Origin of the sequence: Actinokineospora sp., from assembly GCF_052390155.1 — a bacterium.
GTDB lineage: Bacteria > Actinomycetota > Actinomycetes > Mycobacteriales > Pseudonocardiaceae > Actinokineospora.
This window is the reverse complement of sequence record NZ_JBQTHF010000018.1, coordinates 117,947-144,249: the sequence shown is the minus strand read 5'-3', so window position 1 is coordinate 144,249 and position 26,303 is coordinate 117,947. Positions and strand designations below refer to the sequence as shown.

25 protein-coding genes are annotated in these 26,303 nt (G+C 71.9%); 10 read left to right on the top strand and 15 right to left on the bottom strand.

Annotated elements, in window-relative coordinates; all coding sequences use genetic code 11:
- Positions 1 to 48: 48 nt before the first annotated feature.
- The 5 genes from ACT4N7_RS07390 to ACT4N7_RS07370 all read right to left on the bottom strand — a co-directional run bounded on the left by ACT4N7_RS07390 (position 49) and on the right by ACT4N7_RS07370 (position 6,955).
- On the bottom strand, positions 49 to 1,353 hold the full coding sequence (locus ACT4N7_RS07390; protein ID WP_444827843.1) for a M20 family metallopeptidase: 1,305 nt from the start codon (positions 1,351 to 1,353) through the stop codon (positions 49 to 51).
- A 237-nt stretch (positions 1,354 to 1,590) separates the two neighbouring features.
- Complete coding sequence (locus ACT4N7_RS07385; RefSeq protein WP_444827842.1) at positions 1,591 to 1,869, bottom strand: hypothetical protein; 279 nt, start codon at positions 1,867 to 1,869, stop codon at positions 1,591 to 1,593.
- 40 nt (positions 1,870 to 1,909) lie between these two features.
- Positions 1,910 to 2,908, bottom strand: a complete 999-nt coding sequence (gene meaB, locus ACT4N7_RS07380) for a methylmalonyl Co-A mutase-associated GTPase MeaB (protein ID WP_444827841.1) — start codon at positions 2,906 to 2,908, stop codon at positions 1,910 to 1,912.
- Positions 2,901 to 5,081 (bottom strand): methylmalonyl-CoA mutase, encoded by a 2,181-nt coding sequence (scpA, locus tag ACT4N7_RS07375; protein WP_444827840.1) that lies wholly within the window; start codon positions 5,079 to 5,081, stop codon positions 2,901 to 2,903. The genes meaB and scpA overlap by 8 nt, the downstream gene beginning before the upstream one ends.
- Positions 5,078 to 6,955: a methylmalonyl-CoA mutase family protein gene (locus ACT4N7_RS07370; RefSeq protein ID WP_444827839.1), complete on the bottom strand. Its 1,878-nt coding sequence runs from the start codon at positions 6,953 to 6,955 to the stop codon at positions 5,078 to 5,080. Before ACT4N7_RS07370 ends, scpA begins: the two co-directional genes overlap by 4 nt.
- Before the next feature lie 129 nt (positions 6,956 to 7,084).
- Between ACT4N7_RS07370 and ACT4N7_RS07365 the strand changes: the two genes are divergently transcribed.
- Entirely contained in the window at positions 7,085 to 8,764 is a 1,680-nt protein-coding gene (locus ACT4N7_RS07365; protein ID WP_444827838.1) for a serine/threonine-protein kinase, read from the top strand.
- 3 nt (positions 8,765 to 8,767) lie between these two features.
- Here the strand turns inward: ACT4N7_RS07365 and ACT4N7_RS07360 are convergent, their stop codons facing one another.
- Entirely contained in the window at positions 8,768 to 10,165 is a 1,398-nt protein-coding gene (locus ACT4N7_RS07360; RefSeq protein ID WP_444827837.1) for an ATP-binding protein, read from the bottom strand.
- Positions 10,166 to 10,351: 186 nt separating this feature from the next.
- Between ACT4N7_RS07360 and ACT4N7_RS07355 the strand changes: the two genes are divergently transcribed.
- The 4 genes from ACT4N7_RS07355 to ACT4N7_RS07340 all read left to right on the top strand — a co-directional run bounded on the left by ACT4N7_RS07355 (position 10,352) and on the right by ACT4N7_RS07340 (position 14,919).
- Entirely contained in the window at positions 10,352 to 11,164 is an 813-nt protein-coding gene (locus ACT4N7_RS07355; RefSeq protein WP_444827836.1) for a purine-nucleoside phosphorylase, read from the top strand.
- Between the two features lie 41 nt (positions 11,165 to 11,205).
- Positions 11,206 to 12,822, top strand: coding sequence for a phospho-sugar mutase (locus ACT4N7_RS07350; protein WP_444827876.1), 1,617 nt, complete (start codon positions 11,206 to 11,208; stop codon positions 12,820 to 12,822).
- Positions 12,822 to 13,274 carry a flavodoxin family protein gene (locus tag ACT4N7_RS07345; protein WP_444827835.1) on the top strand — a complete coding sequence of 151 codons (453 nt, stop codon included), beginning with the start codon at positions 12,822 to 12,824 and terminating at the stop codon, positions 13,272 to 13,274. Before ACT4N7_RS07350 ends, ACT4N7_RS07345 begins: the two co-directional genes overlap by 1 nt.
- Positions 13,275 to 13,407: 133 nt before the next feature.
- Complete coding sequence (locus ACT4N7_RS07340) at positions 13,408 to 14,919, top strand: FG-GAP-like repeat-containing protein (RefSeq protein WP_444827834.1); 1,512 nt, start codon at positions 13,408 to 13,410, stop codon at positions 14,917 to 14,919.
- Between the two features lie 70 nt (positions 14,920 to 14,989).
- On the opposite strand, the gene ACT4N7_RS07335 is transcribed toward ACT4N7_RS07340, so the two are convergent.
- The 6 genes from ACT4N7_RS07335 to ACT4N7_RS07310 all read right to left on the bottom strand — a co-directional run bounded on the left by ACT4N7_RS07335 (position 14,990) and on the right by ACT4N7_RS07310 (position 18,671).
- On the bottom strand, positions 14,990 to 15,526 hold the full coding sequence (locus tag ACT4N7_RS07335) for a class IV adenylate cyclase (RefSeq protein ID WP_444827833.1): 537 nt from the start codon (positions 15,524 to 15,526) through the stop codon (positions 14,990 to 14,992).
- A 118-nt stretch (positions 15,527 to 15,644) separates the two neighbouring features.
- On the bottom strand, positions 15,645 to 16,631 hold the full coding sequence (locus ACT4N7_RS07330; protein WP_444827875.1) for an aldo/keto reductase: 987 nt from the start codon (positions 16,629 to 16,631) through the stop codon (positions 15,645 to 15,647).
- Between the two features lie 22 nt (positions 16,632 to 16,653).
- Positions 16,654 to 17,637, bottom strand: coding sequence for an aldo/keto reductase (locus tag ACT4N7_RS07325; protein ID WP_444827832.1), 984 nt, complete (start codon positions 17,635 to 17,637; stop codon positions 16,654 to 16,656).
- Positions 17,634 to 18,020 carry a MerR family transcriptional regulator gene (locus ACT4N7_RS07320; protein WP_444827831.1) on the bottom strand — a complete coding sequence of 129 codons (387 nt, stop codon included), beginning with the start codon at positions 18,018 to 18,020 and terminating at the stop codon, positions 17,634 to 17,636. Before ACT4N7_RS07320 ends, ACT4N7_RS07325 begins: the two co-directional genes overlap by 4 nt.
- Positions 18,021 to 18,065: 45 nt before the next feature.
- Positions 18,066 to 18,455 (bottom strand): type II toxin-antitoxin system death-on-curing family toxin, encoded by a 390-nt coding sequence (locus ACT4N7_RS07315; protein WP_444827830.1) that lies wholly within the window; start codon positions 18,453 to 18,455, stop codon positions 18,066 to 18,068.
- Positions 18,456 to 18,464: 9 nt separating this feature from the next.
- On the bottom strand, positions 18,465 to 18,671 hold the full coding sequence (locus ACT4N7_RS07310) for a ribbon-helix-helix protein, CopG family (RefSeq protein ID WP_444827829.1): 207 nt from the start codon (positions 18,669 to 18,671) through the stop codon (positions 18,465 to 18,467).
- Between the two features lie 79 nt (positions 18,672 to 18,750).
- Here ACT4N7_RS07310 and ACT4N7_RS07305 point away from each other — a divergent pair, with 79 nt between their 5' ends.
- On the top strand, positions 18,751 to 19,341 hold the full coding sequence (locus ACT4N7_RS07305) for a TetR/AcrR family transcriptional regulator (RefSeq protein WP_444827828.1): 591 nt from the start codon (positions 18,751 to 18,753) through the stop codon (positions 19,339 to 19,341).
- Here ACT4N7_RS07305 and upp read toward each other — a convergent pair.
- Complete coding sequence (gene upp, locus ACT4N7_RS07300; RefSeq protein WP_444827827.1) at positions 19,338 to 19,961, bottom strand: uracil phosphoribosyltransferase; 624 nt, start codon at positions 19,959 to 19,961, stop codon at positions 19,338 to 19,340. The two genes, ACT4N7_RS07305 and upp, sit on opposite strands and share 4 nt — an antisense overlap.
- Before the next feature lie 33 nt (positions 19,962 to 19,994).
- Entirely contained in the window at positions 19,995 to 21,449 is a 1,455-nt protein-coding gene (locus ACT4N7_RS07295; protein WP_444827826.1) for a methyltransferase domain-containing protein, read from the bottom strand.
- Between the two features lie 104 nt (positions 21,450 to 21,553).
- Here ACT4N7_RS07295 and ACT4N7_RS07290 point away from each other — a divergent pair, with 104 nt between their 5' ends.
- From ACT4N7_RS07290 to ACT4N7_RS07275, 4 genes are all read left to right on the top strand, one after another.
- The gene (locus tag ACT4N7_RS07290) at positions 21,554 to 22,210 is read left to right on the top strand and encodes a DUF1707 SHOCT-like domain-containing protein (protein WP_444827825.1); all 657 of its coding nucleotides are present in this window, start codon (positions 21,554 to 21,556) and stop codon (positions 22,208 to 22,210) included.
- Positions 22,211 to 22,388: 178 nt separating this feature from the next.
- Positions 22,389 to 23,375 carry a deoxyribose-phosphate aldolase gene (gene deoC / locus ACT4N7_RS07285; RefSeq protein WP_444827824.1) on the top strand — a complete coding sequence of 329 codons (987 nt, stop codon included), beginning with the start codon at positions 22,389 to 22,391 and terminating at the stop codon, positions 23,373 to 23,375.
- Position 23,376: 1 nt separating this feature from the next.
- Positions 23,377 to 24,807 (top strand): aldehyde dehydrogenase family protein, encoded by a 1,431-nt coding sequence (locus tag ACT4N7_RS07280; RefSeq protein WP_444827823.1) that lies wholly within the window; start codon positions 23,377 to 23,379, stop codon positions 24,805 to 24,807.
- A complete protein-coding gene (locus tag ACT4N7_RS07275) occupies positions 24,800 to 25,693 on the top strand; it encodes an aldehyde dehydrogenase family protein (protein ID WP_444827822.1) in 894 nt (297 codons plus the stop codon). The genes ACT4N7_RS07280 and ACT4N7_RS07275 overlap by 8 nt, the downstream gene beginning before the upstream one ends.
- 47 nt (positions 25,694 to 25,740) lie before the next feature.
- On the opposite strand, the gene ACT4N7_RS07270 is transcribed toward ACT4N7_RS07275, so the two are convergent.
- On the bottom strand, positions 25,741 to 26,166 hold the full coding sequence (locus ACT4N7_RS07270) for a hypothetical protein (protein WP_444827821.1): 426 nt from the start codon (positions 26,164 to 26,166) through the stop codon (positions 25,741 to 25,743).
- Positions 26,167 to 26,303 lie beyond the last annotated feature (137 nt).

Below are 26,303 nucleotides of genomic sequence, written 5' to 3'. Positions count from 1 at the left end.
ACCAAGTGTGCCCGAGGCCGCTGATGACGACCTGACCGCGAGCTGACGTCAAGCCAGGGCGGCCAGCGCGGTGTGGGTCATGACGCGGATGCCGGTCAGCAGGGCGCGTTCGTCCAGTTGGAACGTCGGCTGGTGCAGGTCGCGCATGGGGCCATCACCCGGCCAGACGCCGAGGCGCATGAAGGAGCCGGGGATGTGTTCGAGGTACCAGCCGAAGTCTTCGCCGCCGGAGGACTGCTTGGTGCCCGCCAGGGCGTCCTCCCCGAGCGCGGTCTCGATGCCCGTGCGCAGCAGGTGCGTGCTCTCCCGATCGTTGATGACCGGGGGGACGCCGCGGTGGTGGAGCAGCTCGAAGCCGACTCCGGTGGGGGCGAGCAGCGACTGCACGAGGCCCGCGACCAGGGGTTCGAGGTCGGCCCAGACGTCGTGGTCGCCGGTGCGCAGGGTGCCGCGCAGCAGGCCGTCCTGCGGGACGGCGTTGGCCGCCTCGCCAGCGTGGACCGCGCCCCACACCAGCACCGTGCCCGAGCGCGGGTCGATGCGCCGGGACAGCAGCGCGGGCAGGCCGGTGATCACGGTGCCGAGCGCGTGCACCAGGTCGGCGGTGAGGTGCGGGCGGGAGGTGTGCCCGCCCGGCGAGGTGAGGCGCAGCTCCAGCAGGTCGGTGGCGGAGGTGATCGCACCGACCCGGGTGCCGACCCGGCCCACCTCCAGCCGCGGGTCGCAGTGCAGGCCGAAGATCCGCTCGACGCCGTCGAGGGCGCCCGCGTCGATGACGTCGAGGGCGCCGCCGGGCATGACTTCCTCGGCGGGCTGGAAGATCAGCCGGACGCGTCCGGGCAGCTCCGGTGCCGCCGCCAGGGCGATGCCAGTGGCCAGCAGGACCGTGGTGTGCGCGTCGTGGCCGCAGGCGTGCGAGGCGCCCTGCACGGTGGCGGCGTAGGGCAGGTCGGTGGCCTCGGTCAGCGGCAGCGCGTCCATGTCGGCGCGCAGGGCCACGCAGCGCTCGCCCTCGCCGACGTCGCAGATCAGGCCGTTGCCCGCGGGCAGCAGCTCGGGCTGCAGGCCGAACGACTTGAGCAGGCCGGCGACCAGCTCGGTGGTGGCGAACTCCTGGCGGGACAGCTCAGGATGAGCGTGGATGTGCCGGAACCAGGCCACCACGTCGGCGGTGTTGGCCGCGAGCCACTGGTCGAGCCATTCGGGCCCGCGACCCGCGCCGAGATCCTCCACAGTGGGCATAGTGACCCCACTGGGGGTGATCAGCACAGCAGGGTCCCTCCCGGCGGCGGCCGCGCGGGCGCTCCTGCCGCCTTCCGCGGGCATGTCGGGCCGCGAATCCAGCACAGTCACGCGACCCCTCCGGGTGTGGTCTCGATACTCATCGTGGTCGATCCTGCCGCATGGTGGGCAGGCGCAGGGCGTGCCGAACCTGGTCGAGCGGTTCGCCGGTAGTGCCGCTGCGACGAGTGGCCTGCGCGCGTTCAGCCTGGCTGTTCGATGATCGAGATGACCGGTTGTTCATCTCGGGTGAACTGCGCGTGGTCGGCCCTTCGGCGGCGCGGTGGCGGCCGATTGTCGTACTCACGGTTACGACGGGGTCGTCTTGCGGCGCTTCGCGCGTACGCGGTTGCCGTAGACCACGACGCCGAGCAGGACCAGCGCGGTGACGCCGATGATCAATTTGTCCTTCGACTTGGCCGCGTCGGCCTCGGTCGGGGGGTCGAGCCGCGGACCCGCGGGCGCGTCGGTGAGCGGGGCGTCGGTGGCCGGAGGTTGGGCGACGGCGGCGGCAAGGGGGGCGGCGCCGAGGGTGACGAGGGCGGCGAGGAGCACACCGAGCAGCAGCCTGGTCATGCGCACGGGCATTTCCGGCCCTCCAGATCGGGGAGAGGAGACAGTGACCAGATTAGTCGGCCCGCTCACTGTCGGCGAAGGCCAGCAGGATCTGTTCCGCGGCCAGCGTGGCGGTCAGCTCACCGTCGCGGACCCGCTGTTCGAGGTCGGGGGTCATGGCGCGGACCTTCGGGTGCTCGCGTAACCGCGACAGCAGCGTGTCGCGCACCATCGACCACGTCCAGTCGACCTGTTGGCGGCGGCGTTTCTCGGCCAGTTCACCGGTCTCCGACAGGGCCTTGTGGTGCAGCTCGATCTGCGCCCACAGGGTGTCCAGGCCGGTGTTCTCCTGGCCGCTGCAGGTGAGCACGGGCGGACTCCAGGTCGCCTCGGGCGCGCGCAGCAGGCGCAGCGCCCCGGCCAGCTCGCGGGCGGCCTGCTGGGCCTCGCGAACGCGGTCGCCGTCGGCCTTGTTGACCGCGATGACGTCGGCGAGTTCCAGCACGCCCTTCTTGATGCCCTGGAGCTGGTCGCCGGTGCGGGCGAGGGTGAGGAGCAGGAAGCAGTCGACCATGTTGGCGACGGTGGTCTCGGACTGGCCGACGCCGACTGTCTCCACCAGCACCGTGTCGTAGCCCGCGGCCTCCATCAGCACGATGGTCTCCCGGGTGGCCTTGGCGACCCCGCCGAGCGTGCCCGAGGTGGGCGAGGGCCGGATGAACGCGGCCGGGTCGACCGCGAGCCGCGCCATGCGGGTCTTGTCGCCGAGGATGCTGCCGCCCGTGCGGGTGGACGACGGGTCGACGGCGAGGACGGCGACCCGGTGGCCCGCCTGGGTCAGGGTGGAGCCGAGGGCGTCGATGAAGGTGGATTTGCCGACGCCCGGGACCCCGGTGATGCCGACCCGGTGCGCGCCGCCCGCGTGCGGGAGCAGCTCGACCAGCAGTTCCTGGGCGAGCGCCCGGTGGTCCGCGCGGCGTGACTCGACCAGGGTGATCGCCCGCGACAGCACGCCGCGGTCGCCGCCGAGCACGCCCTTGGCGTACTCGGCGACGTCGATCCGCTTAGCCAAGCTCGTGTCCGTGCTGCTCGGCCAGCTTGCCCAGCAGTTCGGCGGCGGCGTCGGCGATGACGGTGCCGGGGCCGAAGATCGCCGCGGCGCCCGCGTCGTGCAGGGCGGCGAAGTCCTGCGGCGGGATGACGCCGCCGACGACGATCATGATGTCGTCGCGGCCGAGGTCGGCCAGTTCCGCGCGCAGCGCGGGCACCAGGGTGAGGTGGCCCGCGGCGAGCGAGTTGACCCCGACGATGTGCACGTCGGCCTCGACGGCTTGGCGCGCGACCTCGTCCGGGGTGGAGAACAGCGGGCCGACGTCGACGTCGAAGCCGAGGTCGGCGAACGCGGTGGCGATCACCTTCTGGCCGCGGTCGTGCCCGTCCTGGCCCATCTTGGCGACCAGGATGCGCGGCCTGCGGCCCTCGGCCTCGGCGAAGGCGTCCACCACGCGGCGCGCGTCGTCCACAGTGGACGATTGGCCGACCTCGTCGCGGTACACACCGGAGATGGTACGGATCTGCGCGGAGTGCCTGCCCCAGACCTTGCCCAGCGCCTCGGAGATCTCGCCGACGGTGGCCTTGGCGCGGGCGGCGTCGATGGTCAGTTCCAGCAGATTGCCGTCGCTGTTCGCGGCGTTGGTCAGTGCGTTGAGCGCGCGCTCGACGTCGGCGGAGTCCCGTTCCGCGCGCAGCCTGCGCAGTTTCTCGACCTGCTGGGTGCGCACGCCCGCGTTGTCGACCTTGAGCACGTCGATCTGCTCGTCCTCGGACACGCGGTACTTGTTGACGCCGATCACCGGCTGGCGCCCGGAATCGATGCGCGCCTGGGTGCGGGCGGCGGCCTCCTCGATGCGCAGCTTCGGGATGCCCGCGTCGATGGCCTGCGCCATCCCGCCCGCGGCCTCGACCTCGCTGATGTGGCCCCATGCCTTGCGCGCCAGGTCATAGGTGAGCCGTTCGACGAAAGCGCTGCCGCCCCAGGGATCGATGACGCGAGTGGTGCCGGATTCCTGTTGCAGCAACAGTTGCGTGTTGCGGGCGATGCGCGCGGAGAAGTCGGTCGGCAGCGCCAGCGCCTCGTCGAGGGCGTTGGTGTGCAGCGACTGGGTGTGCCCCTGGGTGGCGGCCATCGCCTCGACGCAGGTGCGGGCGACGTTGTTGTAGACGTCCTGCGCGGTCAGCGACCAACCCGAGGTCTGGCAATGGGTTCGCAAACTCAACGACCTGACGTCAGCGGGCTCGAACTGCTTGACCAGCTTGGCCCACAGCAGTCGGGCCGCGCGCATCTTGGCGACCTCCATGAAGAAGTTCATGCCGATGGCCCAGAAGAACGACAGCCGCGGCGCGAACCGGTCGACGTCGAGCCCGGCTTCGCGACCGGCCCGGATGTACTCCACGCCGTCGGCGAGGGTGTAGGCCAGTTCCAGGTCGGCGGTCGCCCCGGCCTCCTGCATGTGGTAGCCGGAGATGGAGATCGAGTTGTACTTGGGCATGTGCTGCGAGCTGTAGGCGAAGATGTCGGAGATGATCCGCATCGAGGGCCGCGGCGGGTAGATGTAGGTGTTGCGGACCATGAACTCTTTGAGGATGTCGTTCTGGATGGTCCCGGCAAGCTGTTCGGGCGCGACGCCCTGTTCCTCGGCGGCGACGACGTAGAGCGCGAGCACCGGCAGCACGGCGCCGTTCATGGTCATCGACACGCTCATCTTGTCGAGCGGAATGCCGTCGAAAAGTTGGCGCATGTCGTAGATCGAGTCGATCGCGACGCCCGCCATGCCGACGTCGCCGGAAACGCGCGGGTGGTCGGAGTCGTAGCCGCGGTGGGTGGCGAGATCGAAGGCCACCGACAGTCCTTTTTGACCTGCCGCGAGATTGCGCCGGTAGAAGGCGTTGGACTCCTCGGCGGTGGAGAACCCGGCGTACTGCCGGATCGTCCACGGCTGGTTGACGTACATCGTCGGGTACGGGCCGCGCAGGTACGGCGCGATGCCCGGGTAGGTGGCCAGGAAGTCCAGGCCCGCCAGGTCTTCCGCGGCGTAGACCGGCTTCACGCCGATGCCTTCCGGGGTTTCCCAGGCGAGCGCGTCGGCACCCTTGCCGGTGCTCGCGTGCAACGCGTCCTGCCAGTCCGCGGCGCTGCCCGCGGCGGGCTCGCCGAGCTCGACGGCGGCGAAGTCGGGAATCGTCATGCCTTTGCTCCCAACGTCTCCAGGGTGGCGCGCAGGATCTTCAGGGTGTCGCAGCCGACGAAGACGAAACCGTCCACACCGGACCGCAGTAGGCCGTCGGCTGGCTTGCCTGCCAGCAGCACCTGCGCCGCTCCCGCCGCCTTGAGCGCCTCGGCGGCGGGCCCGGCCAGGTCGGCGTAGCTCTTGTCCGAGCCGCACAGACAGGCCACGGTCGCGCCGCTCCCGGCGAACCGCGCGGCGACCGTCTCGGCGTCGGTGGCGACACCCCCCGCGACGGTCTCGATGCCACCCGCCTGGAACAGGTTGGCCGCGAAGCTCGCGCGCGCGGTGTGCGCGGCGACCGGGCCGAGGGTGGCCAGGAAGACCTTCGGCCGCGCGCCCGTCTCCGCCAGTGTCCTATCGGAACGGTCGCGCAGTTCCTCGTACGCCTCGGCGTAGCGTACCGCGGGCAGGCCGCCGCCGGGCCGAGCCGGTTCCGCCTTGCGGGACAACGACTTCTCCGCCAGGTTCGGGAACTCGCTGACCCCGGTGATCGCGTCCACCCGGGTGGCGAGGTTCGCCGAGCGGGCCGCCCAGGTGGCGCCGAGCCGGTCCGCGACGAGCCCCGAGTCGAGCGCGGCGAGCAGCCCGCCCGCGCGCTCGATCTCGGTGAACCACGACCACGCCGCCTTGGCCAGCTCGTCGGAAAGGCTTTCCACGTACCAGGAACCACCGGCCGGGTCGATCACACCGGCCAGTTTGGACTCTTCGAGCAGCACCGCCTGGGTGTTGCGGGCGACCCGCCGGGCGAACGCGTCGGGCAGGCCGAGCGCGGCGTCGAACGGGAGCACGGTGACCGCGTCCGCACCGCCGACGCCCGCGCCGAAGCAGGCGAGCGTGGTGCGCAGCATGTTCACCCACGGGTCGCGCCTGGTCATCATCGCGGGCGAGCTGACCGCGTGCTGGCGCTGCGCGACAGCGCCGCCGCTGACCTCGGTGACCCGCGCCCAGAGTCGGCGCGCCGCACGGAACTTGGCGATCGTGAGGAACTGGTCGGCGGTGGCGGCGTAGCGGAAGTCGAGCTGCGCGGCGGCGGCGTCGACGTCGAGCCCGGCGGCGGTGAGCGCGCGCAGGTAGGCCACGCCCGCGGCCAGGCTCGCGCCGAGTTCCTCGGCGTCGGACCCGCCTGCCTGGTGGAACGGCAGGCCGTCGACCACGATCGAGCGCAGCCTCGGGTACGCCGCGGCGGCGCGCACCGCGAGCGCGGCGGCCCCGTCGAGGTCGGCGCCCGCGCCCGTGCGGGCGTGGTGGCCCAGCGGGTCGGCGCCGAGGTTGCCCTTCACCTCGCTGGCCGGGACGCCCTTGTCGGCGTGCACGCGCAGCAGTTCCTCGGCGGCCGCGGCGAACTCCGCGCCCGCGTCCAGAGTGACCGGCGCGAGGTCGAGGTAGACCTCCGCCAGCACGTCGCCGAGCGCGGACACGGGCAGGCCCGCCTCGCCCACGACGAGCCAGAGCGAGGTGACGCCGTGCTCCAGGTCGGCGAGCACGGCCGCGCGCGCGGCGGCCGGGTCCGGGTCGGCGTGCCGCGACCGGACGTCCCAGCCGGTGGCCACCTGTCCCTCGGGGCGGCCGCCGCGCACGAACGGCGGCAGACCGGGGAACCCGCCGGACGGCGCGGCGTCCTCGGCGGTGTAGAGCGGCGCGACGACGATCCCGTCGTAGGTCCGGCTGGTCAGCAGCGACTCGACCGCGCCGTCGAAGCCCTCGGGGAGCGCGCCCGACTTGCGCAGCACGCCCGCGACCAGGTCCTGCCACTGCTCGCGCGCGGCCCCGGCGAACTCACCCGCGAGGATCAGCTCGTCCGGCACGGCCTGCGGCGCGGAGGGGGATGTCATGGCCCGCAATGCTACGGAAACCCGGCGGCGGCACCAGGTGAGAGCGCTGTGAGGCTGATCGCGGTTAACGATGCGGTTGCGCAGGCGACTTCACCGCGTCACGACGGCTTGGTCGGCGACAATGGGCCGGTGTCCACTCCAGAGCAGGCGCAACGCCTGGTGGCGGGCCGGTACCGCCTGCGGCGGCTGCTCGGCCAGGGCTCCATGGGCACCGTGTGGGCGGCCTACGACGAGTACCTGCGGCGACCGGTCGCGGTCAAGGAGGTGCGGCTGCCGCCGGGCATTCCCCAGGCCGAGGCGGACGAACTGCGCGAACGCACCCTGCGCGAGGCGCGCGCGATCGCCGTGCTGTCCCACCCGAACGTGATCACTCTGCACGACGTCGCGCGCGAGGGCGACGAGCCGTTCGTGGTGATGGAGTACATGCCCGCGACGAGCCTCGCGCAGCTCCTGCGGTCGAACGGGCCGATGGACACCACGCAGGCCGCCGTGGTGGCCGACGCGGTCGCCGCCGGGCTCCAGGCGGCGCACGAGGCGGGCATCACCCACCGCGACGTCAAGCCGGGCAACGTGCTCGTCGGCTCGGACGGCCGGGTGAAGCTGACCGACTTCGGCATCGCCCGCAACGTCTCGGAGCGGACGCTGACCCGCGCGGGGATCATGCTCGGCTCCCCCGCGTACATCGCCCCGGAGATCGTCTCGGGCGGGGAGGTCACGCCGCGCGCGGATCTGTGGGGCCTGGGCGCGACCCTGTTCGCGGCGGTCGACGGGCGCGCGCCGTACGACCCGGACGGGCCGGTGTTGGAGATCCTGGCGCAGGTGGTGCACGGCGAGGTGCCGGTGCCCAACTACGTTGGTCCGCTGCGGGCGGTGATCGCCGCGCTGATGGTGAAGGACCCGGCGGCGCGAATGCCGCTCGCCCAGGTGCGCGAGCTGCTGCACGCGCTGCAACCGGTGCCGGGCAGCACGGTCTTCGCGACGCTGACGATGAACGCGCCCGCGCCGCCCCCGGACGCCCCGACCGTGGTCACCGCGCCGGTCGCCGCCGCGCCGCCCGCCGACCTCGTCAGCTCGCCGAGCCTGCCGCTGGCACCCGTGCCCGGACCGCTGCCGTTCGGCGGCAGGCAGGCGCCGCGCGGGCGGGGTGCCCTGCGGACCGTGGTGCTCGCCTGCCTGGCGGTCCTGCTGTTCGCGGGCGCGACGGGGGGTGGGTTCGCGCTGGCCAGGGTCGTGGGCGGGGCGCCGGTGCTGCCGCCCGCGCGGCCGGGGCCGGGGACGTCGCAGGCGGCGGCGCCGGTGCGGGAGCTGGTCGTGCGGTCCGCCGACGCCGCCACCCTCGCGGGCGAGCAGGGCGGCGGGTTCGCCGTGCCGGTGCCGCGGGACTGGGTGAAGTTCGTGGAGCAGCGCGCGACCAAGACCATGCCGAACAGCACCCGCGTGCACTGGGTGTCGCCGGACGGCACCGCGTCGCTCGTGGTGGAGCGGTTCCCGAACTTCTACCCCGACTACACCGTCGACCAGTACCTGCGCGTGCTCGCGACCCGCGCGCCCGGCTACCGGGAGGTCGGTTCGACAACGGTGACGGTGCCGGGCGCGGGCACCCCGGAACCCGCGCGTCAGTTGACCTACCGCACGGTGGAGGTCGCCGCCGACGCGGCGGCCGGGGACGCGAACCGAGCCGCGTTCGCCAACGTCCTGCCGATCGGCGCGGACCTGTGGGTGGTGACCGTGACGGTGCCGATCGAGCAGGAGGACAGCGGCAGGCGGGAGCTGTTCGCCCGGATCGCCCCGGATTTCCGCCTCGGCTAGTGGCTAGTGCCAGGCGGCGATCAGGTCCGCGGGACCGTAGGCCCGCACGGCGTCGCCCACCTTCGAGCCCGCCCGGCTGACGACGATCAGCGGCGTGTCCCTGTCCGTGCCGGGAACCCGGTCGCGGTGCACGATCAACTCGGCCAGGTCGTGGTGGTCGAACGCGCGCCGCTCCAGCCACTTGATCGAACCGACGAACCTGATCTCGCGCGCGACCGGCGACCGGTCGGCGCCGACGAGGTCGACCTCGACCTCGTTCGTCCGGGTCCAGTAGCCGCCGACCGAGACCGGGTCCGCGCCGGGCAGAATGCGCAGCAGCGCCTCGCGGATCACCGGTTCGATCGCCCGTCCGCGCCAGCTCGTCCACCCGGCGTCGATCCGGTCGAGCACGCGATCACCGCGGCCGCGGTCGAGTTCGTCGCGGTGCGGGGCGAGGAAGTTCAGCCAGAACCGCAGGTAGGAATCGGCGACCCGGTAACGGGTCTCCTTCGACGGCACGGTGGACAGCGGCCGTTCCGCCGCCACGACCCGCTTCTCGATCAACAACTTCAGTGCCCGGTCCAACGACGCATGCGGCAGCTCGACCGCGCGGCCGATCGAGGCTCGGGTCCGCTCACCCGCGCCGATGGCCGTCAACACCTGCCGCGCCTGGGTCTCGGTCGGGAACTCGGCCGCGAGGGCCAGTTCCGCGGAGACCGCGAGCGCGGAGGTCTGCCTACCGAGCGCGTGCGCCAGGAACTCGCGGACCGTTCCACCGCGGGGCCATTCCGCGCACACCAGGGGAAGCCCGCCGGTGACCAGGTGGGCGTCGAAGGCGGTCGCGGGCCCGAGGTCCAGCATCTCGCCGACTTCCGCCGGGTCGAGCGGATCCAGCACTAGCGGAACGCCCCGCTGGTGGAACGGTCGGCCGTAGGTGTTGAGCGCCTCCATCATGGACAGATCGGAGCCGACGAGGATCAGCAACACGGGCTTGCGGGACAGGACGCGGTCCCACGCCCGCTGCAACGTCCCCTCGAACCCGGAGTCGTTGGCGACGAGATAAGGCACCTTGTCAAGCACGACAACGCTGGGTCCGGTGTCGGGCAACGCGTCGGTGAGCAGGCGCAGCGCGGCGTCCCAGGACCGGAGGCCGACGTCGGTGAACTGCTCCCGGCCGGGCAGGTCCGATTCGAGCACCGCACCGGAGAACTGGGCGAGTTCGCGCTCTACTGGGACCCCGGCGGCCGAGTAGAACACCGCGGGCACGGCCGCCCGCTCGATGAACTCCTCCACCAGTCGGGACTTGCCGACCCTTCGGCGTCCACGGAGGAGCAGGCAACGTCCCGTCCCGACGGCACGAACGGCGGCCAGTTCCTCGCTCAGCAGCCGCAGCTCGCGCTTGCGGCCGACGAATCCCGCCATGCTCCCACCTTCAATAGTACCAAAATTGAGTATACCATTGATGAGTGCATCGACGACTGGGTAGCCAACTGCATCTGGTGGGAGTCATGCCGAGCCGGGACCGAACCTGAGCAGCGGCACGTCGTAACGGTCGGACTTGCGTTCGCGGCGCATGGCCGGGTCCGCGGCCCGCGTAGGCTCCCCGCCGTGACCGGAATCGACATCGACACAGACCCGCAGGCGGTGGCCGAGCAGGCTGCTCAAGCGCTTGCGGAACGCACCGCGGCGGACCGCCACGACCTCGCGCTGATCCTCGGGTCGGGCTGGCGCCCGGCGGCGGACGAACTGGGCACGCCGGTCGCCGAGGTGCCGATGGCCGAGTTGCCCGGCTTCCTCGCGCCGACCGTGCAGGGCCACGGCGGCACCATCCGCTCGGTCCAGGTCGAGGGCAAGCGGGTGCTGGTCGTGCTCGGCCGGACGCACCTCTACGAGGGCCACGGCGTGGCGCGCGCGGTGCACGGCGTGCGCACGGCGGCGGCCGCGGGCGTGCGCACCGTGGTGCTGACCAACGCCGCGGGCTGCCTGCGCGAGGGCATCGAGGTCGGCCAGCCGGTGCTGATCAGCGACCACCTGAACCTCACCGCGCGCTCGCCGCTGGTCGGGGCGAACTTCGTGGACCTCACCGACCTGTACTCACCGCGGCTGCGCGGCCTCGCCCGCGAGATCGACCCGACGCTGGTCGAGGGGGTGTACGCGGGCCTGCCGGGGCCGCACTTCGAGACCCCCGCGGAGATCCACATGCTGCGCGCGCTGGGCGCCGACCTGGTCGGCATGTCGACCGTGCTGGAGGCCATCGCGGCGCGCGCGGCGGGCGTCGAGGTGTTCGGCCTGTCGCTGGTGACGAACCTGGCGGCGGGCATCACCGGCGAGCCGCTCAACCACGAGGAAGTGTTGGAGGCGGGGCGAATCGCCGCCGGGAAGATGGGCACGCTGCTGCGCGAGCTGGTCGTCCGGTCGTGACGGCGCTGCCCTCCGACCTGCGCGACCGGGCCTTCCGATGGATGGCGGACGACCCGGACGCCGACAGCAAACTCGAACTGCAGAAGATCGCCGCGGCGGCCATGGGCGGCAACGCCGCGGCCGTCGAGGACCTGCGCGACCGGATGGCGGGGCCGCTCACCTTCGGCACCGCCGGGCTGCGCGGGCCGGTGCGGGCGGGCCCCAACGGGATGAACCGCGCGGTGGTCATCCGCACCACGGCGGGGCTCGCCGCGTGGCTGACCGCGAACGGGCACGCGGGCGGCACGGTCATCGTGGGCCGCGACGCCCGGCACGGGTCCGAGACGTTCTTCGCCGACGCGGCAGGGGTGTTGGCGGCAGCGGGTTTCGACGTGCGGGCGCTGCCCCATCCGCTGCCCACACCGGTAGTGGCGTTCGCGGTGCGTAAATTCGGTGCTGTGGCGGGGGTGCAGATCACCGCGTCGCACAATCCGCCCGCGGACAACGGGTACAAGCTCTACCTCGACGCGGGGGCGCAGCTCGTGCCGCCCGCGGACCGGGAGATCGAGGCCGCGATCCGCGGTGTGCCCGCCGCGGTGTCGGTGCCGCGTGCCGACACGTGGACGACGCTGGGCGACGACGTGCTCGACGCCTATCTCGACCGGGTTTCCCTGCTGCCCAAGGGAACCGCGCGCACGCTCAAGGTGGCCGCGACCGCGCTGCACGGCGTCGGCGCGGGTCCGCTGGCCCTCGCGCTGAACCGGGCCGGGTTCGTGGACGTGAGCCTGGTTGCCGAGCAGTCCGTGCCCGACCCGGAGTTCCCGACGGTGCCGTTCCCCAACCCGGAGGAGCCGGGCGCGACCGACCTGCTGCTCGCCCGTGCGTCCGAAGTGGACGCCGACCTGGCGATCGCGCTCGACCCGGACGCGGACCGCTGCGCGGTGGGCATCCGGGATCGCGACGGATCGTGGCGGATGCTGCTCGGCGACGAGACCGGCGCACTGCTCGGCGAGCACATTTTGTCCACTGTGGACCGTGTGGCACACCCGGACCCGTTGGCGGCCAACACGATCGTGTCGTCGTCGCTACTGGAGTCGATCGCGGCGAAACACGGCGTGCGCTACGATGCCACGCTCACCGGGTTCAAATGGCTGGTGCGGGCGGGCGACGGGGCGGGCACCGGCCTGGTGTACGCCTACGAGGAGGCGCTCGGCCTCTGCGTCGACCCGGATTCGGTGCGGGACAAGGACGGGATCTCCGCCGCGGTGCTGGCCTGCGACCTCGCGGCCACGCTCAAGGCGGCGGGCCGCGGCCTGACCGACGCCCTCGACGACCTCGCGCTCGCCCACGGCGTGCACGTGACCAGGCAGGTCTCGGTGCGGGTGACCGATCTCGGCCGGATCGGGCAGCTCATGGCGTCACTGCGCGCGGAACCGCCCGCCGAGCTGGCCGGGGTCGCGGTGACGATGGCCGACCTGCGGCCGGGCGCGGACGTGCTGCGCTTCACCGGCGACCGGGTGCGGGTCGTCGTCCGGCCGTCCGGGACCGAGCCGAAGATCAAGTCGTACCTGCAGGTCGTGGCCCCGGTGGCCGGGCCGGACGACCTGGAATCGGCCCGCGGACAGGCGAACGCGCTGCTCGACGACCTGGCAGCGGCGGTGTCGGAGATCCTGACCTGATGCCGAGGCTGCTGATCGTGCACCACACCCCGTCGCCCGCCCTGCAGGCGATGTTCGAGGCCGTGCTGTCCGGGGCGAACGACCCGGAGCTGGCGGAGGTCGAGGTGCGGCGCAGTCCCGCACTGTCGGCGACCGCGTCGGACGTGTTGGCGGCGGACGGACTCGTGCTAGGTACCCCGGCGAACATCGGGTACATGTCGGGCGCGCTCAAGCACTTCTTCGACACCGTGTACTACCCGTGTCTGGACGCCACCCGCGGCAGGCCCTTCGGGTACTACGTGCACGGCAACCAGGGCACCGAGGGCGCCGTGGCCGCCATCGAGGGCATCACCAAGGGTCTGTCGTGGGTGCGGGCAGCCGAATCCGTTGTGGTGCACGGAGAACCGTCGAAGGGCGACCTGGCCCGCTGCCGCGAACTCGGCGCGACGGTCGCCGCGAGCCTGCTGCCGTGAGCCGGGGCCGGTCCCAGCCGCTCGTCGGTGGATCTTCCTGCCGGGCAGGTCGCGCACCGAAACGGACTGACCCCGGGGAGCGATTTCGCTTGAGACGCATCCTTCTCCTGCGCTCCCACCGGAGGTAGCCCTGATGACCGTTCGCGTACGCGCACGGGTGATCACGATCCTGACCAGCGCGGCAGCGGCGATGACCGCGCTCGCGGTCCCGGCCGCCGCGGCCAACCCGATCACGTTCGCGCCGCGCGCGGACTACGCGACCGGCAATCACCCGGAAGCCGTGGTCGACGCCGACCTCAACGGCGACGGCAGGCCCGACCTGATCACCGCGGACCGGTTCCAGGCGGAACTGACCGTTCTGCTGGGCACGGGTGCGGGCGCGTTCGGCCCGCGCACCGGGGTGTTCCCCGGCAATGAGCCCACCGGCGTCACCACCGCCGACTTCAACGGCGACGGCCGCGCCGATGTCGCGGTCACCGTGGCGAACGCGGTGTCCGTCCTGCTCGGCGTGGGCGACGGCACCTTCGACCCCCGCGCGGAGTTCCCGGTGTCCGGCGGCGCGGAGGGCATCAAGGCGGGCGACCTGAACGGCGACGGCCGCGCGGACGTGGTCATCAGCAGGCCGGACGGCATCACCGTGCTGCTCGGCGCGGGCGACGGCACGCTCGGCGCGGGCACCGACCTCGCGTCCGGCGGCTACTCGCGCGGTGTGGTGCTGCGCGACCTCGACGGCGACGCCAAGGTCGACATCGCGATCGGCGGGTTCTTCACCGGCACGGTCTCGGTGTTCAAGGGCGCGGGCAACGGCAGCTTCGCCCCACCGGTCGCGTACCCGACCGGCGCCAACCCGATCGACATCGCCGCGGGCGACTTCGACGGCGACGGCCGCGTCGACCTCGCCACCGCCGATTTCGGCGCGGGCACCGTCTCCATCCTGCGCGGCAACGGCGGCGGCACGTTCGGCGCCCCCACCGCGCAGGCCGTCGGCCCGAACCCGTTCGGGGTGGCCGTGGCGGACCTCGACCTCGACCTCGACCAGGACCTCGCCGTCAGCGTGGCGGGCGCCGACTCGGTGGCCGTGCTGGGCAACGGCGACGGCACCTTCGTCCCGGCCGCGACCCTGGGCACCGGCACGACGCCGACCGAGGTGCACGCCGCCGACCTCGACGTCGACGGCCGCCCAGACCTGGTCACCACCAACCGCGTCGCGGACGGGATCTCGGTGCTGTTGAACCGAACCACGCCGCCGGTACCGCCCGCCGCCGACCTCGCGGTGGGACTGCGCGCCACCCCGCGGTTCGGCCTGCTGGTGCCCGCCATCGAATACACGGTGTCGGTCAACAACACCGGCCCCGGCGCGCTGCAGTCGGGCACCGTCACCGCGACCCTGCCGCAGTACGTGACGGCGACCCCCGGCCCGGGCTGCTCGGTCGCCGGGCGCACCGTGACCTGCCAGTTGGGTGCGCTCGCGGTGGGTGCCGGGACGACCAAGACGTTCCGCATTCCGTTGGGACTGTTGAGCATCGGGAGCTACCAGGTGACGGCGCAACGCACGGCCAGCACCCCGGCGGACCCGAACCCGGCCAACGACACGGCCCGCTCCACCTGCTCAGTCCTGGCCTTCCTGCTCGTCTCCTGCCGCTGACGCGGATCGGGTGGCCGTCGAGCCGTCTCGACGGCCACCCGCAGGCAACCCTGGATGCAGGGTCTCCTGATCAGAAGCGCAGTTCAGGGATGGTGTCGAGGTCGATGCCGTACCGCGCGTAGACCTTGATGGTGTTCTCCCCAGTCAGGTCGGTCTCGGCGTAGCCGAGCAGTCCGGCGACCCGGATCACCTCGGCCTTCGATCCGGCCTCGATCTCCAGGTATGGCGGGATCTGTGGCCAGGCGTCGATCTCGACTTGTGCGCCGTCGAGGATGAAGCTGGTGCGCTTGGTCTCCTGGTAGGACTTCGGGGTGAACCCGAGCATGGCCAGCACTGCGTTGGTCGCGCCGAAGTCGTCCACGCCGACTTCGATCTCGTGCGTGCCGTCGATGGCGTCGCTGGTGATCTCCTTGACCGTCAGCGTGGTCTCGTCGCCGGTGTCGCGGAGCCTGATCCACTTGGACCGGTCGCCGGGAACGATGTCGTAGACGTGGCGGCGCATGAACTTGTCGCCGAGCTTCTGCCCGCCCTTGTCCAGGATCAGTCGTTCGGTGGCGTCGGGGTCGATGTCGAGGATCTTGCCTTCGAACTCGATGGGCGCGGGCACTGTGAGCTCCCTTCCTGTGGGAAATCGCCGCAACCGAGATCCACGGCGCCGCGTGACCGGAGCATGCGGTGGTCACCGCGGAGCGTGCTGACCCACCGCATGGTCCTTGGCCCTGGGCTCAGCGGCCGAGCATCTTCATTGCCTCGGCCGGGTAGCGGTCTCCGGCCACGCCGCCGGTGGGTACCGCGGCCTCCACTGCCGCGATGTCCTCATCGGACAGTCCAATCGCGACAGCGGCGACGTTCTCTTCCAGGTACTTCAACCGCTTCGTCCCCGGGATGGGCACCACGTCCGAGCCGCGGCTCTGCACCCAGGCCAGTGCCAACTGCCCCGGCGTCACCCCGCGTTTGGCCGCCAACTTCTTCAGTACCTCGACGATCGCCAGGTTCTTCTCCAGGTTGCCCTCCGCGAACCGCGGCTGTGCCGTCCCGCGGAAGTCGCCCGCGCCGAAGTCCGCGGTGGAGGCGAAGCGGCCGGTGAGGAAACCGCGCCCCAGCGGGGAATACGCGACCACGCCGATGCCGAGTTCGCGGACGGTCGGCACTATGGCGTCCTCGATGTCGCGCGACCACAGGGACCACTCGGTCTGCAGGGCGGTGATCGGGTGCACGGCGTGCGCGCGGCGGATGGTGTCCGCGCCCGCCTCGGACAGGCCGAGGTGGCGCACCTTGCCCTCGGCGACGAGTTCGGCCATCGCGCCGACGGTTTCCTCGATCGGGGTGTTCGGGTCGACGCGGTGCTGGTAGTACAGGTCGATGTGGTCGACGCCGAGTCTGCGCAGGGAACCCTCGCACGCCTCGCGGACGTAGGCCGCGTCGCCGCGGATGCCGCGGCGCGCCGGGGTTTCCGGGTCGCGGACGATGCCGAACTTGGTGGCCAGCGCGACCTCGTCGCGCCGTCCGGCGATGGCCTTGCCGACCAGCACCTCATTGGTGTGCGGGCCGTACATGTCAGAGGTGTCCAGCAGGGTTACGCCGAGGTCCAGCGCCCGGCGGATGGTCGCGACCGACTCGGTCTCGTCGCCCTGGCCGTAGAACTCGCTCATGCCCATGCAGCCCAGGCCCTGCGCGCCGACGCGCAGCTCGCCCAGCAGCCGGGTGTCCATTGTGGTCACTCGAATTCCCTTCTCAGTTTTCCACGGCGCGCATCATCGCGGGGGCGTAGCGCTCGCCCGCGACGGCGGTGGCGGGTGCGGCCGACTCGACGGCCGCGATGTCCTCTTCGGACAGTTCCAGGGTCGCCGCGGCGACGTTCTCGGTCAGGTACTCGCGGCGCTTGGTGCCCGGGATCGGCACCACGTCCGCGCCCCGGCTCTGCACCCACGCCAGCGCGAGCTGCCCGGCCGTGACACCGCGTTCGGTTGCCAGGGCCGACAGCGCGGCCACGATGGCCTGGTTGCGGTCGAAGTTCTCCGGCGCGAACCGGGGCATCGCGGCGCGAATGTCACCGTCGGCGAACTCGGGCGACGCGAGCTTGCCGGTGAGGAAACCCCGGCCCAGTGGGGAGAACGGCACGATGCCGATACCCAGTTCGCGACAGGCGGGCAGGATCTCCCGCTCGATGTCGCGAGTCCACAGTGACCACTCGCTCTGCAGCGCGGTGATCGGGTGCACCGCGTGCGCGCGCCGGATGGTGCCCGCGCCCGCCTCGGACAGGCCCAGGTGGCGCACCTTGCCCTCGGCGACCAACTCGGCCATCGCACCCACGGTCTCCTCGATCGGGGTGTCCGGGTCGACGCGGTGCAGGTAGTAGAGGTCGATGTGGTCGACGCCGAGCCTGCGCAGCGACCGCTCGCACGCCTCGCGGACGTACGCCGCGTCGCCGCGCAGTCGGAAGCCGGTGGCGGCGTCGCGGCCGGCGATGCCGAACTTGGTGGCCAGCACCACCTCGGCGCGCCGATCCGCGATGGCGCGGCCGACCAGTTCCTCGTTGGCGCCGTCGCCGTAGGCGTCGGCGGTGTCGAGCAGGGTCACCCCCAGGTCGAGCGCGGCGCGCAGGGTGGCGACGGACTCATCGGCGTCGCCCGCGCCGTAGCCCTGGCTCATGCCCATGCAGCCCAGCCCCTGCGCGCTGACGACCAGCGGGCCGAGTTCGCGGGTGGGAAGGGTCATGCGGAAGCCTCCTGGACGCGCTGGCTCTCCACCAGACACTCATAGTTGTTGATCTTGTAGTCGAGCACCTCAAGGCATACCCGCAGGTCGGCGATCCGGGTACGCACGTCCTCGCGGTGCTTCTGCAGGATCCGCTTGCGCGGTCCGGCGGTCACCGGGCCCTGGTGGCGCAGCCGCGCGTACTCCCGCATCAGCTTGATGGGCATGCCGGTGGTGCGCAGCTTGGTGAGGAAGCTCAGCCACGCCAGATCGGCGTCGGAGTAGGCCCGTCTGCCGCCGGAGTCACGGGCGGGCGGGTCGATCAGTTCGATGCGTTCGTAGTACCTGAGGGTGTCGATCGACAGTCCACTGCGGTGGGCCGCCTCGGCGATCGCGTAGGTCACACCGTCGACGGTAGAAGCTGGAGTGCACTCCAGGTCAACTCGAATCTAGAGATCGCTCCGTTTCGGCAGCGCCCACGCCTGGAGGTGCTCGGCCATCTTGCGCACCTCCAGGCCACCGCGGCCGACCTCGCGGACGACTTCGAGCGCGTCGTCGGTGTCGGCGTCGATCCACCAGCCGTTGAGGTCGCACATGGTTACCGCGGCCACCCAGCCGAGCTGCCAGTTGCCCTCGGCGAGCGGGCGGGTGCGCACGATGGAGTCGAGCAGGGCCGCGGCCTTGAGCCACAGCGAGTCGTACGCCTCGACGCCGAGCACGGTCGCGCGCGGGCGGTGCGCGGCGGAGTCGAGCAGGCCCAGGTCGCGGACGACCAGGTCGCCACCGGTGACGGCGGCGGCGAGCAGGAGCAGGTCACTGGCGTCGAGATAGACCGTCACGGACAAGGATCAGACCGTGCCGATGCGGTCGAGCAGGCCGCGGTAGCGCGGCAGAACCCGGCTCAGCACCTCGTTGAGCTGCTCTTCCTTGTGCAGCCGCGACCAGCGCTCAGCCAGCGCGAGCCGCATGATCTCCTGCTTGGAACGCCCCTCGGCCGTTGCGAGTTCGTCGAGCCGGGCGTTCTCCTCGTCGGTCAGTCGCAGAGTCATCGCCATGCCGACGACGATACCACTGTGGTACCACCGACGGTTTGGTAACCGCGTTACAAAACGCTGTCCCGGTAAGCTGACCGCCGTGCCCCGACCGAAGACCCACGACGAGGCGCTCCGGGTCCGCCTGCTCGACCGGGCTGGGGAGCTGTTGTCCAGCAAAGGCGCAGGTGCGCTGAGTCTGCGCAAACTCGCCGCCGACGTCGACACCTCGACCACCGCGGTCTACTCCCTGTTCGGCGGCAAGCCCGCGCTGGTCCGCGAGCTCTACGTCGAGGCATTCAGCAGGCTCGGCGGCAGGCTGCGCGCGGTCACCCGTACGGGTGATCCGATCGAGGACCTGGTCCGGCTCGGCCTCGCCTACCGGGACAGCGCCCGAGCCGACCCGCACCTCTACGGGGTGATGTTCGGCGACGTGGTGCCGGGCTTCGAGCCGGACGAGGAGGCGCACGCCGAGGCGCTGACCGCACTGTCACCCCTGCAGGACGCAATCACCGCGGGCGTCGAGCGGGGCGTGTTCCGCGACGAGGCGCCGCGGGACATGGCGATGGCCTGCTGGGGACTCGTGCACGGCCTGGTGTCGCTGGAACTCGGCGGCACGCTGCCCGAGGATCTGGACGTGCTCACCACCTACGAGCGTGCCCTGCGCGCCAACCTCGTCGGCTGGTACCGCTAGACCGCGCCGTACTGGCGGTCGCCCGCGTCGCCGAGGCCGGGGACGATGTAGCCCGAGTCGTTGAGGCGCTCGTCGACACTCGCCGTGACCAGCCGCACCGGCAGACCCGACTGGGCGAGATGCTCGACACCTTCGGGCGCGGCCAGCGCACACACCGCGGTCACGTCGCTCGCGCCCCGCTCGACCAGCAGCCGGATGGTGTAGACCATCGACCCGCCGGTGGCCAGCATCGGGTCGAGCACGAACACCGGGCGCCCGGACAGGTCGTCGGGCAGCGACGCCATGTACGGCGTCGGCTTGAGCGTCTCCTCGTCGCGGGCCAGGCCGACGAACCCCATCTGCGCGTCCGGGATCATCTTGTGCGCCTGGTCGGCCATGCCGAGGCCCGCCCGCAGCACGGGAACCAGCAGCGGCGGGTTCGCCAACCAGTGGCCGTCGGTGCGGGCGACCGGGGTGTGGATCCGCTCGACGCGCACCGGGGCGTCGCGCATCGCCTCGTAGGTGAGCATGACGGTCAGCTCGTGCAGCGCGGCCCGGAAGGTGGCGCGGTCGGTCCGGGCGTCCCGCATGACGGTGAGCCGGGCTTTGGCGAGCGGATGGTCCACGGTGAGCACGTCCATGAGGCGACACCGTAGCGGTTGCCGCCGGACGACTCACCGCTGCGCGAGCACGGCGAACATCGTCACCGACAGGTGGAAGCCGCCCCCCGCGGCGGCCGTGGCGAGGTCGGCGAAGAACCGGTCGCGCTGGTCGGCGGTGATGACGCCCGCGGCCACGCCCGCCTCCCCCATCATGTGCACCAGCGGGCCCGTCGCCGCGCTCTGCTCCTGGACGAGCGCCTGCGAGCCGAGGTCGACCACCCGCAGGCCCGCCGCGGTCAGCAGGCCGGGGACCCGGCGGCCGGAGTGCGGGTTGGCGAGGTTGGCCCGCATCGACTCGCCGAGCGCCCGAACCACCTCGGGGTCGCCGGGGTGCACGATCGCGGTGGCCCAGTCGGAGTCGACAACCATGGCCCGACCGCCCGGCCGCAGCACCCGGGCGATCTCCGCGGCGGCCCGCGCGGGCTCGGCGAGATGCTGGAACACCCGCTCGCAGTACACGACGTCGAAGGCGCCATCGGCGAACGGCAGCGCGTACGCGTCGCCGTCGACAAAGCGCGCCGACGACCCGGTAGCCCGCTCCGCGGCGACCGCGCGCATCCCCGGGTTCGGCTCGACGCCGACCGCGTCGCCCGCCGAGCCGACCGCCGCGGCGAAGACCCGCACCTCCGACCCGGTGCCCGAGCCGACGTCCAGCGCGTGCTCGCCCGGCCGCACCGCCAGCGCGGCGTGCGCCCACTCGCGCAGCCGCCGGATGCCCGGCAGCGCGGCCTGCTGGTCGAGCACCTCGACCAGCCGGTCGAGGTCCCCTGGCTCGATCCGATCAGCCCGAAACGACAGCGGCGCGTCCGGTGTGTCCGACATGGACACACCGTAACCGGCGGCCTTGCGCGCCAGCAGGGCGATCATCGTCGCGGTCAGCACGGTCCGCGCACAGGTGTCGGTCACCCGCAGCCCGGCCGCGGCCAATCGGTCCGGCAGTTCGTCGCCCGCGAACGGATTCGTGACGGTCGCGGACAGCGCCTCCCCCAGCACGCGGTTGTCCTGGAGCGCCGCGGTCCAGTCGGCGTCGATGACCACGGCCCGGCCACCCGGCCGCAGCACGCGCGCGATCTCCGCGGCGGCCCGCTCCGGCTCCGCGAGATGCTGGAACACCCGCTCGCAGTACACGGCATCGAAGGCGCCATCGGCGAACGGCAGCGCGTACGCGTCGCCTGCGACGAACCGCGCGGGCGACGCGCCTGCCCGTGCCGCCGCGACCGCGCACATCCCCGGGTTCGGCTCCACCCCGACCGCCACCGCCGAACCGGCGAACACCACGACCTCCGACCCGGTGCCGCAGCCGACGTCGAGCACCCGCTCGCCGGGCCGCACGGCCAGCGCCGCGTGCGCCCAGTCGCGCAGGCGCCGGATGTCGGGCAGCGCGGCCTGCAGATCGAGCACGCCGACAAGCCGGTCGAGGTCCGCGCGGTCGATCCGGTCGGCACGGAACGACGGGGTCTCCGACATGGCGCCACGGTAGCCGGATACGGGCCCCGGTCCGGTTGAAATCCGTGGTCACGGATGTTTCGCCCGTGGCCACGGCGTCACCCCGTCGCGCTACGCTCGTCGGCGTGAGTGAGCAGTCTGGACTTCCCGGCCCGTACGAGATGCGCGCGTCCGACGCCGATCGGGAGCGCTTCGCCAAGGCCCTGCACGACGCCATGTCCGAGGGCAGACTCAGCGTCACCGAGCTGGAGGAACGGCTCGACCAGCTCTACACGGCCAAGACCTTCGGCGAACTCGAACCGCTGGTCCGCGACCTGCCTGGCCAGCAGGTGGTCCCGGCGCCGCTACCGCGGCCCCAACCGCTCGCCGCGCCGCGGCACAACCGGATCGGCGGCCGCGGCTCGTCCTCCAGCGCGATCGCGATCATGTCCGGCTCCGAGCGCAAGGGCCCGTGGACGGTCCCGCCAACGTTCACCGCGGTCGCCATCATGGGCGGCGTCGACATCGACCTCACCCACGCGAAGTTCGAGGCGCAGGAGACCGTCATCCAGGCGTTCGCGCTGATGGGCGGCATCGAGATCACCGTGCCGCCGGACATCACGGTGCACGTCACCGGGTCCGGGTTCATGGGCGCGTTCGAGGGCCGGGTCTACACCGAGGGACCGCCCGGCAGCCCGGTCGTGCGGGTGACGGGGTTCGCGATGATGGGCGGGGTCGAAGTCCGGCCGACGCGCAAACCCAAGATCGGCAGTGCCGACGACCGCAGGGAGATCGAGGACTGACGGCACGGGTGGCACCCACTCGCAACACGGCGGTCGCGGCGGCACACCCCGCGGGCGCCAAATGTCCGCATGACGGACGGCGTGCGCATGGTGCCCCGGTCGCGCGGCCCGGTCGTCACCATGCTCGACCGCGGTTCCTGACCGGGAACGACTCGGGACACGGCCTAGACTCGCCGTCATGGCCGAGTCCTCGACGAAGACGTCGACCCCAGTGGTGAGTGCCGGGCCACCGCCCGAGTTCGCCGACGCCACCCGCGACGAGACCTCGCTGCGGCGGTTCCTGCACGGGCTGCCCGGCGTGGACCAGGTCGGCGTCGAGCAGCGCAGTGCGGGTCTGGCGACGCGCAGTATCAAGAAGGCCAGCAAGCTGTGGGCGATCGACACCGCGATCACCATGGTCGACCTGACCACCCTGGAAGGCGCCGACACCGCGGGCAAGGTCCGCTCGCTGTGCGCCAAGGCGCGCAGGCCCGACCCGGACCGGCCCGACGTGCCGCACGTCGCGGCGGTGTGTGTGTATCCGGACATGGTGGCGACCGCGGCCGCCGAGGTGGCGGGCACCGGGGTGGGCGTGGCCAGCGTCGCGACGGCGTTCCCGTCCGGCCGCTCCAGCCTGCGGATCAAGATCGCCGACACCGAGCTGGCGATCGAGGCGGGGGCCACCGAGATCGACATGGTGATCGACCGCGGCGCGTTCCTGTCCGGCCACTACGGCCAGGTCTTCGACGAGATCCGCACCATCAAGGCAGCGTGCGGCGACACGCACCTGAAGGTGATCCTGGAGACCGGCGAGCTGGCGACCTACGACAACGTGCGCCGCGCGTCGTGGCTGGCGCTGCTCGCGGGCGGCGACTTCATCAAGACCTCCACCGGCAAGGTCTCCCCCGCGGCGACGCTGCCGGTGACGCACGTGATGCTCCAGGCGGTGCACGACTGGCACGCCGCGACCGGGGAGCTGCGCGGGGTCAAGCCCGCGGGCGGCATCCGCACCACCAAGGACGCGATCCGCTACCTGGTCGCGGTGCACGAGGTGGCCGGGCCGCGGTGGCTCGACCCGCATCTGTTCCGCTTCGGCGCGTCGAGCCTGCTCAACGACCTGCTGATGCAGCGGCGCACCCAGCTTGAGGGCCACTACAGCGGCCCCGACTATGTGACGGTGGACTGAGATGACCTGGGACTACGCCCCCGCGCCCGAGTCGCGGGGGATCGCGAACCTCAAGCCGAGCTACCGGATGTTCCTCGACGGCGAGTTCGTCGAGGGCGCGGGCGAACCGCTCAAGACGATCAACCCGGCCACCGAGGAAGTGCTGGCCGAGGTGAGCACCGCGAGCACGGCGGACGTCGACCGCGCGGTCAAGGCCGCGCGCCGCGCGCAGGACAAGGTGTGGGGCCGGATGCCCGGCGGCGAGCGGGCGAAGTACATCTTCCGGGTCGCCAGGATGATCGCCGAGCGCGGGCGTGAGCTGGCGGTGCTGGAGAGCCTCGACAACGGCAAGCCGATCAAGGAGGCGCGCGACACCGACGTGCCCACCGCGGCGGCGCATTTCTTCTACCACGCGGGATGGGCCGACAAGCTCGACTACGCGGGTTTCGGCCCCGACCCGCGGCCGCTGGGCGTCGCCGGGCAGGTCATCCCGTGGAACTTCCCGCTGCTGATGGCGTCCTGGAAGATCGCGCCCGCATTGGCCTGCGGCAACACGGTTGTGCTCAAGCCCGCCGAGACGACGCCGCTGACCGCGCTGGTGCTGGCCGAGATCATCCAGCAGGCGGAGCTGCCGCCGGGGGTGGTGAACATCCTGCCGGGCGCGGGTGATGTCGGCGCGGAGCTGGTGAATCACCCTGGTGTCGACAAGGTCGCGTTCACCGGGTCGACCGAGGTCGGCAAGATCATCCAGCGGTCGCTCGCGGGCACCGGCAAGAAGCTGACCCTGGAGCTGGGCGGCAAGGCCGCCAACATCGTCTTCGACGACGCCCCGCTCGACCAGGCGGTCGAAGGCATCGTCAACGGCATCTTCTTCAACCAGGGCCACGTGTGCTGCGCGGGCTCGCGGCTGCTGGTGCAGGAGTCGGTGGCCGAGGAACTGCTGGCGAAGCTGCACACCCGGGTGGCCACGCTGCGCGTCGGCGACCCGCTGGACAAGAACACCGACGTCGGCGCGATCAACTCGCGCGAGCAGCTCACCAGGATCCAGGAGCTGGTGGCGGCGGGCGACGCGGAGGGCGCGGTCCGCTGGACCAGCCCGTGTCCGGTGCCGGACAAGGGTTTCTTCTTCGCGCCGACCGTGTTCGCGAACGTCAGCCAGGCCATGCGGATCGCCCGCGAGGAGATATTCGGCCCGGTGCTGTCGGTGCTCACCTTCCGCACGCCGGACGAGGCCGTGGCGAAGGCGAACAACACCCCGTACGGGCTGTCCGCGGGCGTCTGGACCGAGAAGGGCTCCCGGATCCTCTGGATGGCGAACCAGCTCCGCGCGGGCGTGGTGTGGGCCAACACATTCAACCGTTTCGACCCGACCGCGCCGTTCGGCGGCTATCAGGAGTCGGGCTTCGGTCGCGAGGGCGGCCGGACTGGGCTGGAGGCATACCTCGATGTCTGACCGAGTCACGTTCGGCCGAGCCGACCAACGGGTTGCCGTCGCGAAGACGTACAAGTTGTACCTTGGTGGAGCTTTCCCTCGATCCGAATCGGGCCGCACCTACCCGGTGACCGACTCGCGCGGGAAGTTCCTGGCCAACGCGGCGCAAGCGTCCAGAAAGGACCTTCGCGAGGCCGTCGGCGCGGCCCGCAAGGCGTTCGGCAAGTGGTCGTCGGCCACCGCGTACAACCGGGGCCAGGTGCTCTACCGGGTCGCCGAGGTGCTGGAGGGCAGGCGCGAGCAGTTCGCCGCCGAGGTGTCCGCGAGCGAAGGCGTGCAGGCGAAGAAGGCACAGTCGCTTGTGGACACCGCGATCGACCGCTGGGTCTGGTACGCGGGCTGGACCGACAAGATCACCACCGTGCTCGGCGCGTCGAACCCGGTGGCGGGGCCGTACTTCTCGTTCTCGGTGCCCGAGCCGACCGGGGTCGTCGGGGTGCTCGCGCCGCAGGAGTCCTCGCTGCTGGGCCTGATCAGTGTGCTCGCCCCGGTGATCGCCACCGGCAACACCGCGGTCGTGGTCACCAGTGGCGCGCGCCCGCTGCCCGCGATCACCCTGTCCGAGGTGCTGGCCACCTCCGACGTGCCGGGCGGCGTGGTCAACCTGCTCACCGGGCACACCGCCGAGCTGGCCCCGTGGCTGGCCTCGCACGCCGACGTCAACGCGCTCGACCTGACCGGCGCCCCGGCCGAGCTGCGCACCGAACTGGAGGCCGCCGCGGCGGGCACCGTCAAACGCGTCCTGCGCACCCCGTCGACCGAGCCGGACTGGACCCGGCAGCCGGACATCTCGCGGCTGCGGGCCGTCCTGGAGACCAAGACCGTCTGGCACCCGATGGGCGTCTGACCCGGTCCGAACCCAGACGAGTCGAGCGGCGAGTGGCCGCTGCGCGTTCAGGGCAGCGAATCAGGCAGACCCAGCAGGGCGAAATGGTCGCGGCCGACGAACGAGGTGACCTCGGCGATCCGGTCGCCGCGCAGCGTCAGCACGGTGATCGACCAACCGGTGTGCTGCCCCTCGTCGCCGGTGCGGAGGTAGCAGGCCAGCGCGGGCTGACCGTTCGCGCTGATCGCGACATGCCGCCACGAACCGCAGGTGAACGGGACCCGCACGGCAAAGTCGGTGACGGCGGCGATGCCGCGGTACCAGTGCGCCATCGGCGGCATCGACCAGGTGACGTCCTCGGTGGTGGCCACGGTGTAGAGCCACGACCGCAGCGAGCTGCGGCCCTCGAAGCGCGCGAGCCCGCGCGACCCCGACGGGTTCGCCCCGCGGCTGCGCGCGGTCCTGTCCCGATAGCAGCCGCCGGAGTCGCGCACCCGCGGTTCGGGGTATGTCCGCCAATCGTGTGCGTTCGGCCCCTCGCGGGCGGATCTTGTCCTAACCTGGATTTCGATCGCAGGGGAGCGATCGGGACCGGGCGGGCGTCCTATGTCCCGACGAGGAGGGGGACCAG

Coding starts and splice junctions, on each gene's coding strand:
- ACT4N7_RS07370 (WP_444827839.1), bottom strand. CDS start 6,955: ATGACATCCCCCTCCGCGCCGCAGGCCGTGCCGGACGAGCTGATCCTC.
- ACT4N7_RS07385 (WP_444827842.1), bottom strand. CDS start 1,869: ATGCCCGTGCGCATGACCAGGCTGCTGCTCGGTGTGCTCCTCGCCGCC.
- ACT4N7_RS07340 (WP_444827834.1), top strand. CDS start 13,408: ATGACCGTTCGCGTACGCGCACGGGTGATCACGATCCTGACCAGCGCG.
- ACT4N7_RS07275 (WP_444827822.1), top strand. CDS start 24,800: ATGTCTGACCGAGTCACGTTCGGCCGAGCCGACCAACGGGTTGCCGTC.
- ACT4N7_RS07345 (WP_444827835.1), top strand. CDS start 12,822: ATGCCGAGGCTGCTGATCGTGCACCACACCCCGTCGCCCGCCCTGCAG.
- ACT4N7_RS07330 (WP_444827875.1), bottom strand. CDS start 16,631: ATGGACACCCGGCTGCTGGGCGAGCTGCGCGTCGGCGCGCAGGGCCTG.
- ACT4N7_RS07325 (WP_444827832.1), bottom strand. CDS start 17,637: ATGACCCTTCCCACCCGCGAACTCGGCCCGCTGGTCGTCAGCGCGCAG.
- ACT4N7_RS07280 (WP_444827823.1), top strand. CDS start 23,377: ATGACCTGGGACTACGCCCCCGCGCCCGAGTCGCGGGGGATCGCGAAC.
- ACT4N7_RS07360 (WP_444827837.1), bottom strand. CDS start 10,165: ATGGCGGGATTCGTCGGCCGCAAGCGCGAGCTGCGGCTGCTGAGCGAG.
- scpA (WP_444827840.1), bottom strand. CDS start 5,081: ATGACGATTCCCGACTTCGCCGCCGTCGAGCTCGGCGAGCCCGCCGCG.
- ACT4N7_RS07295 (WP_444827826.1), bottom strand. CDS start 21,449: ATGTCGGAGACCCCGTCGTTCCGTGCCGACCGGATCGACCGCGCGGAC.
- deoC (WP_444827824.1), top strand. CDS start 22,389: ATGGCCGAGTCCTCGACGAAGACGTCGACCCCAGTGGTGAGTGCCGGG.
- ACT4N7_RS07310 (WP_444827829.1), bottom strand. CDS start 18,671: ATGGCGATGACTCTGCGACTGACCGACGAGGAGAACGCCCGGCTCGAC.
- ACT4N7_RS07350 (WP_444827876.1), top strand. CDS start 11,206: ATGGCGGACGACCCGGACGCCGACAGCAAACTCGAACTGCAGAAGATC.
- upp (WP_444827827.1), bottom strand. CDS start 19,961: ATGGACGTGCTCACCGTGGACCATCCGCTCGCCAAAGCCCGGCTCACC.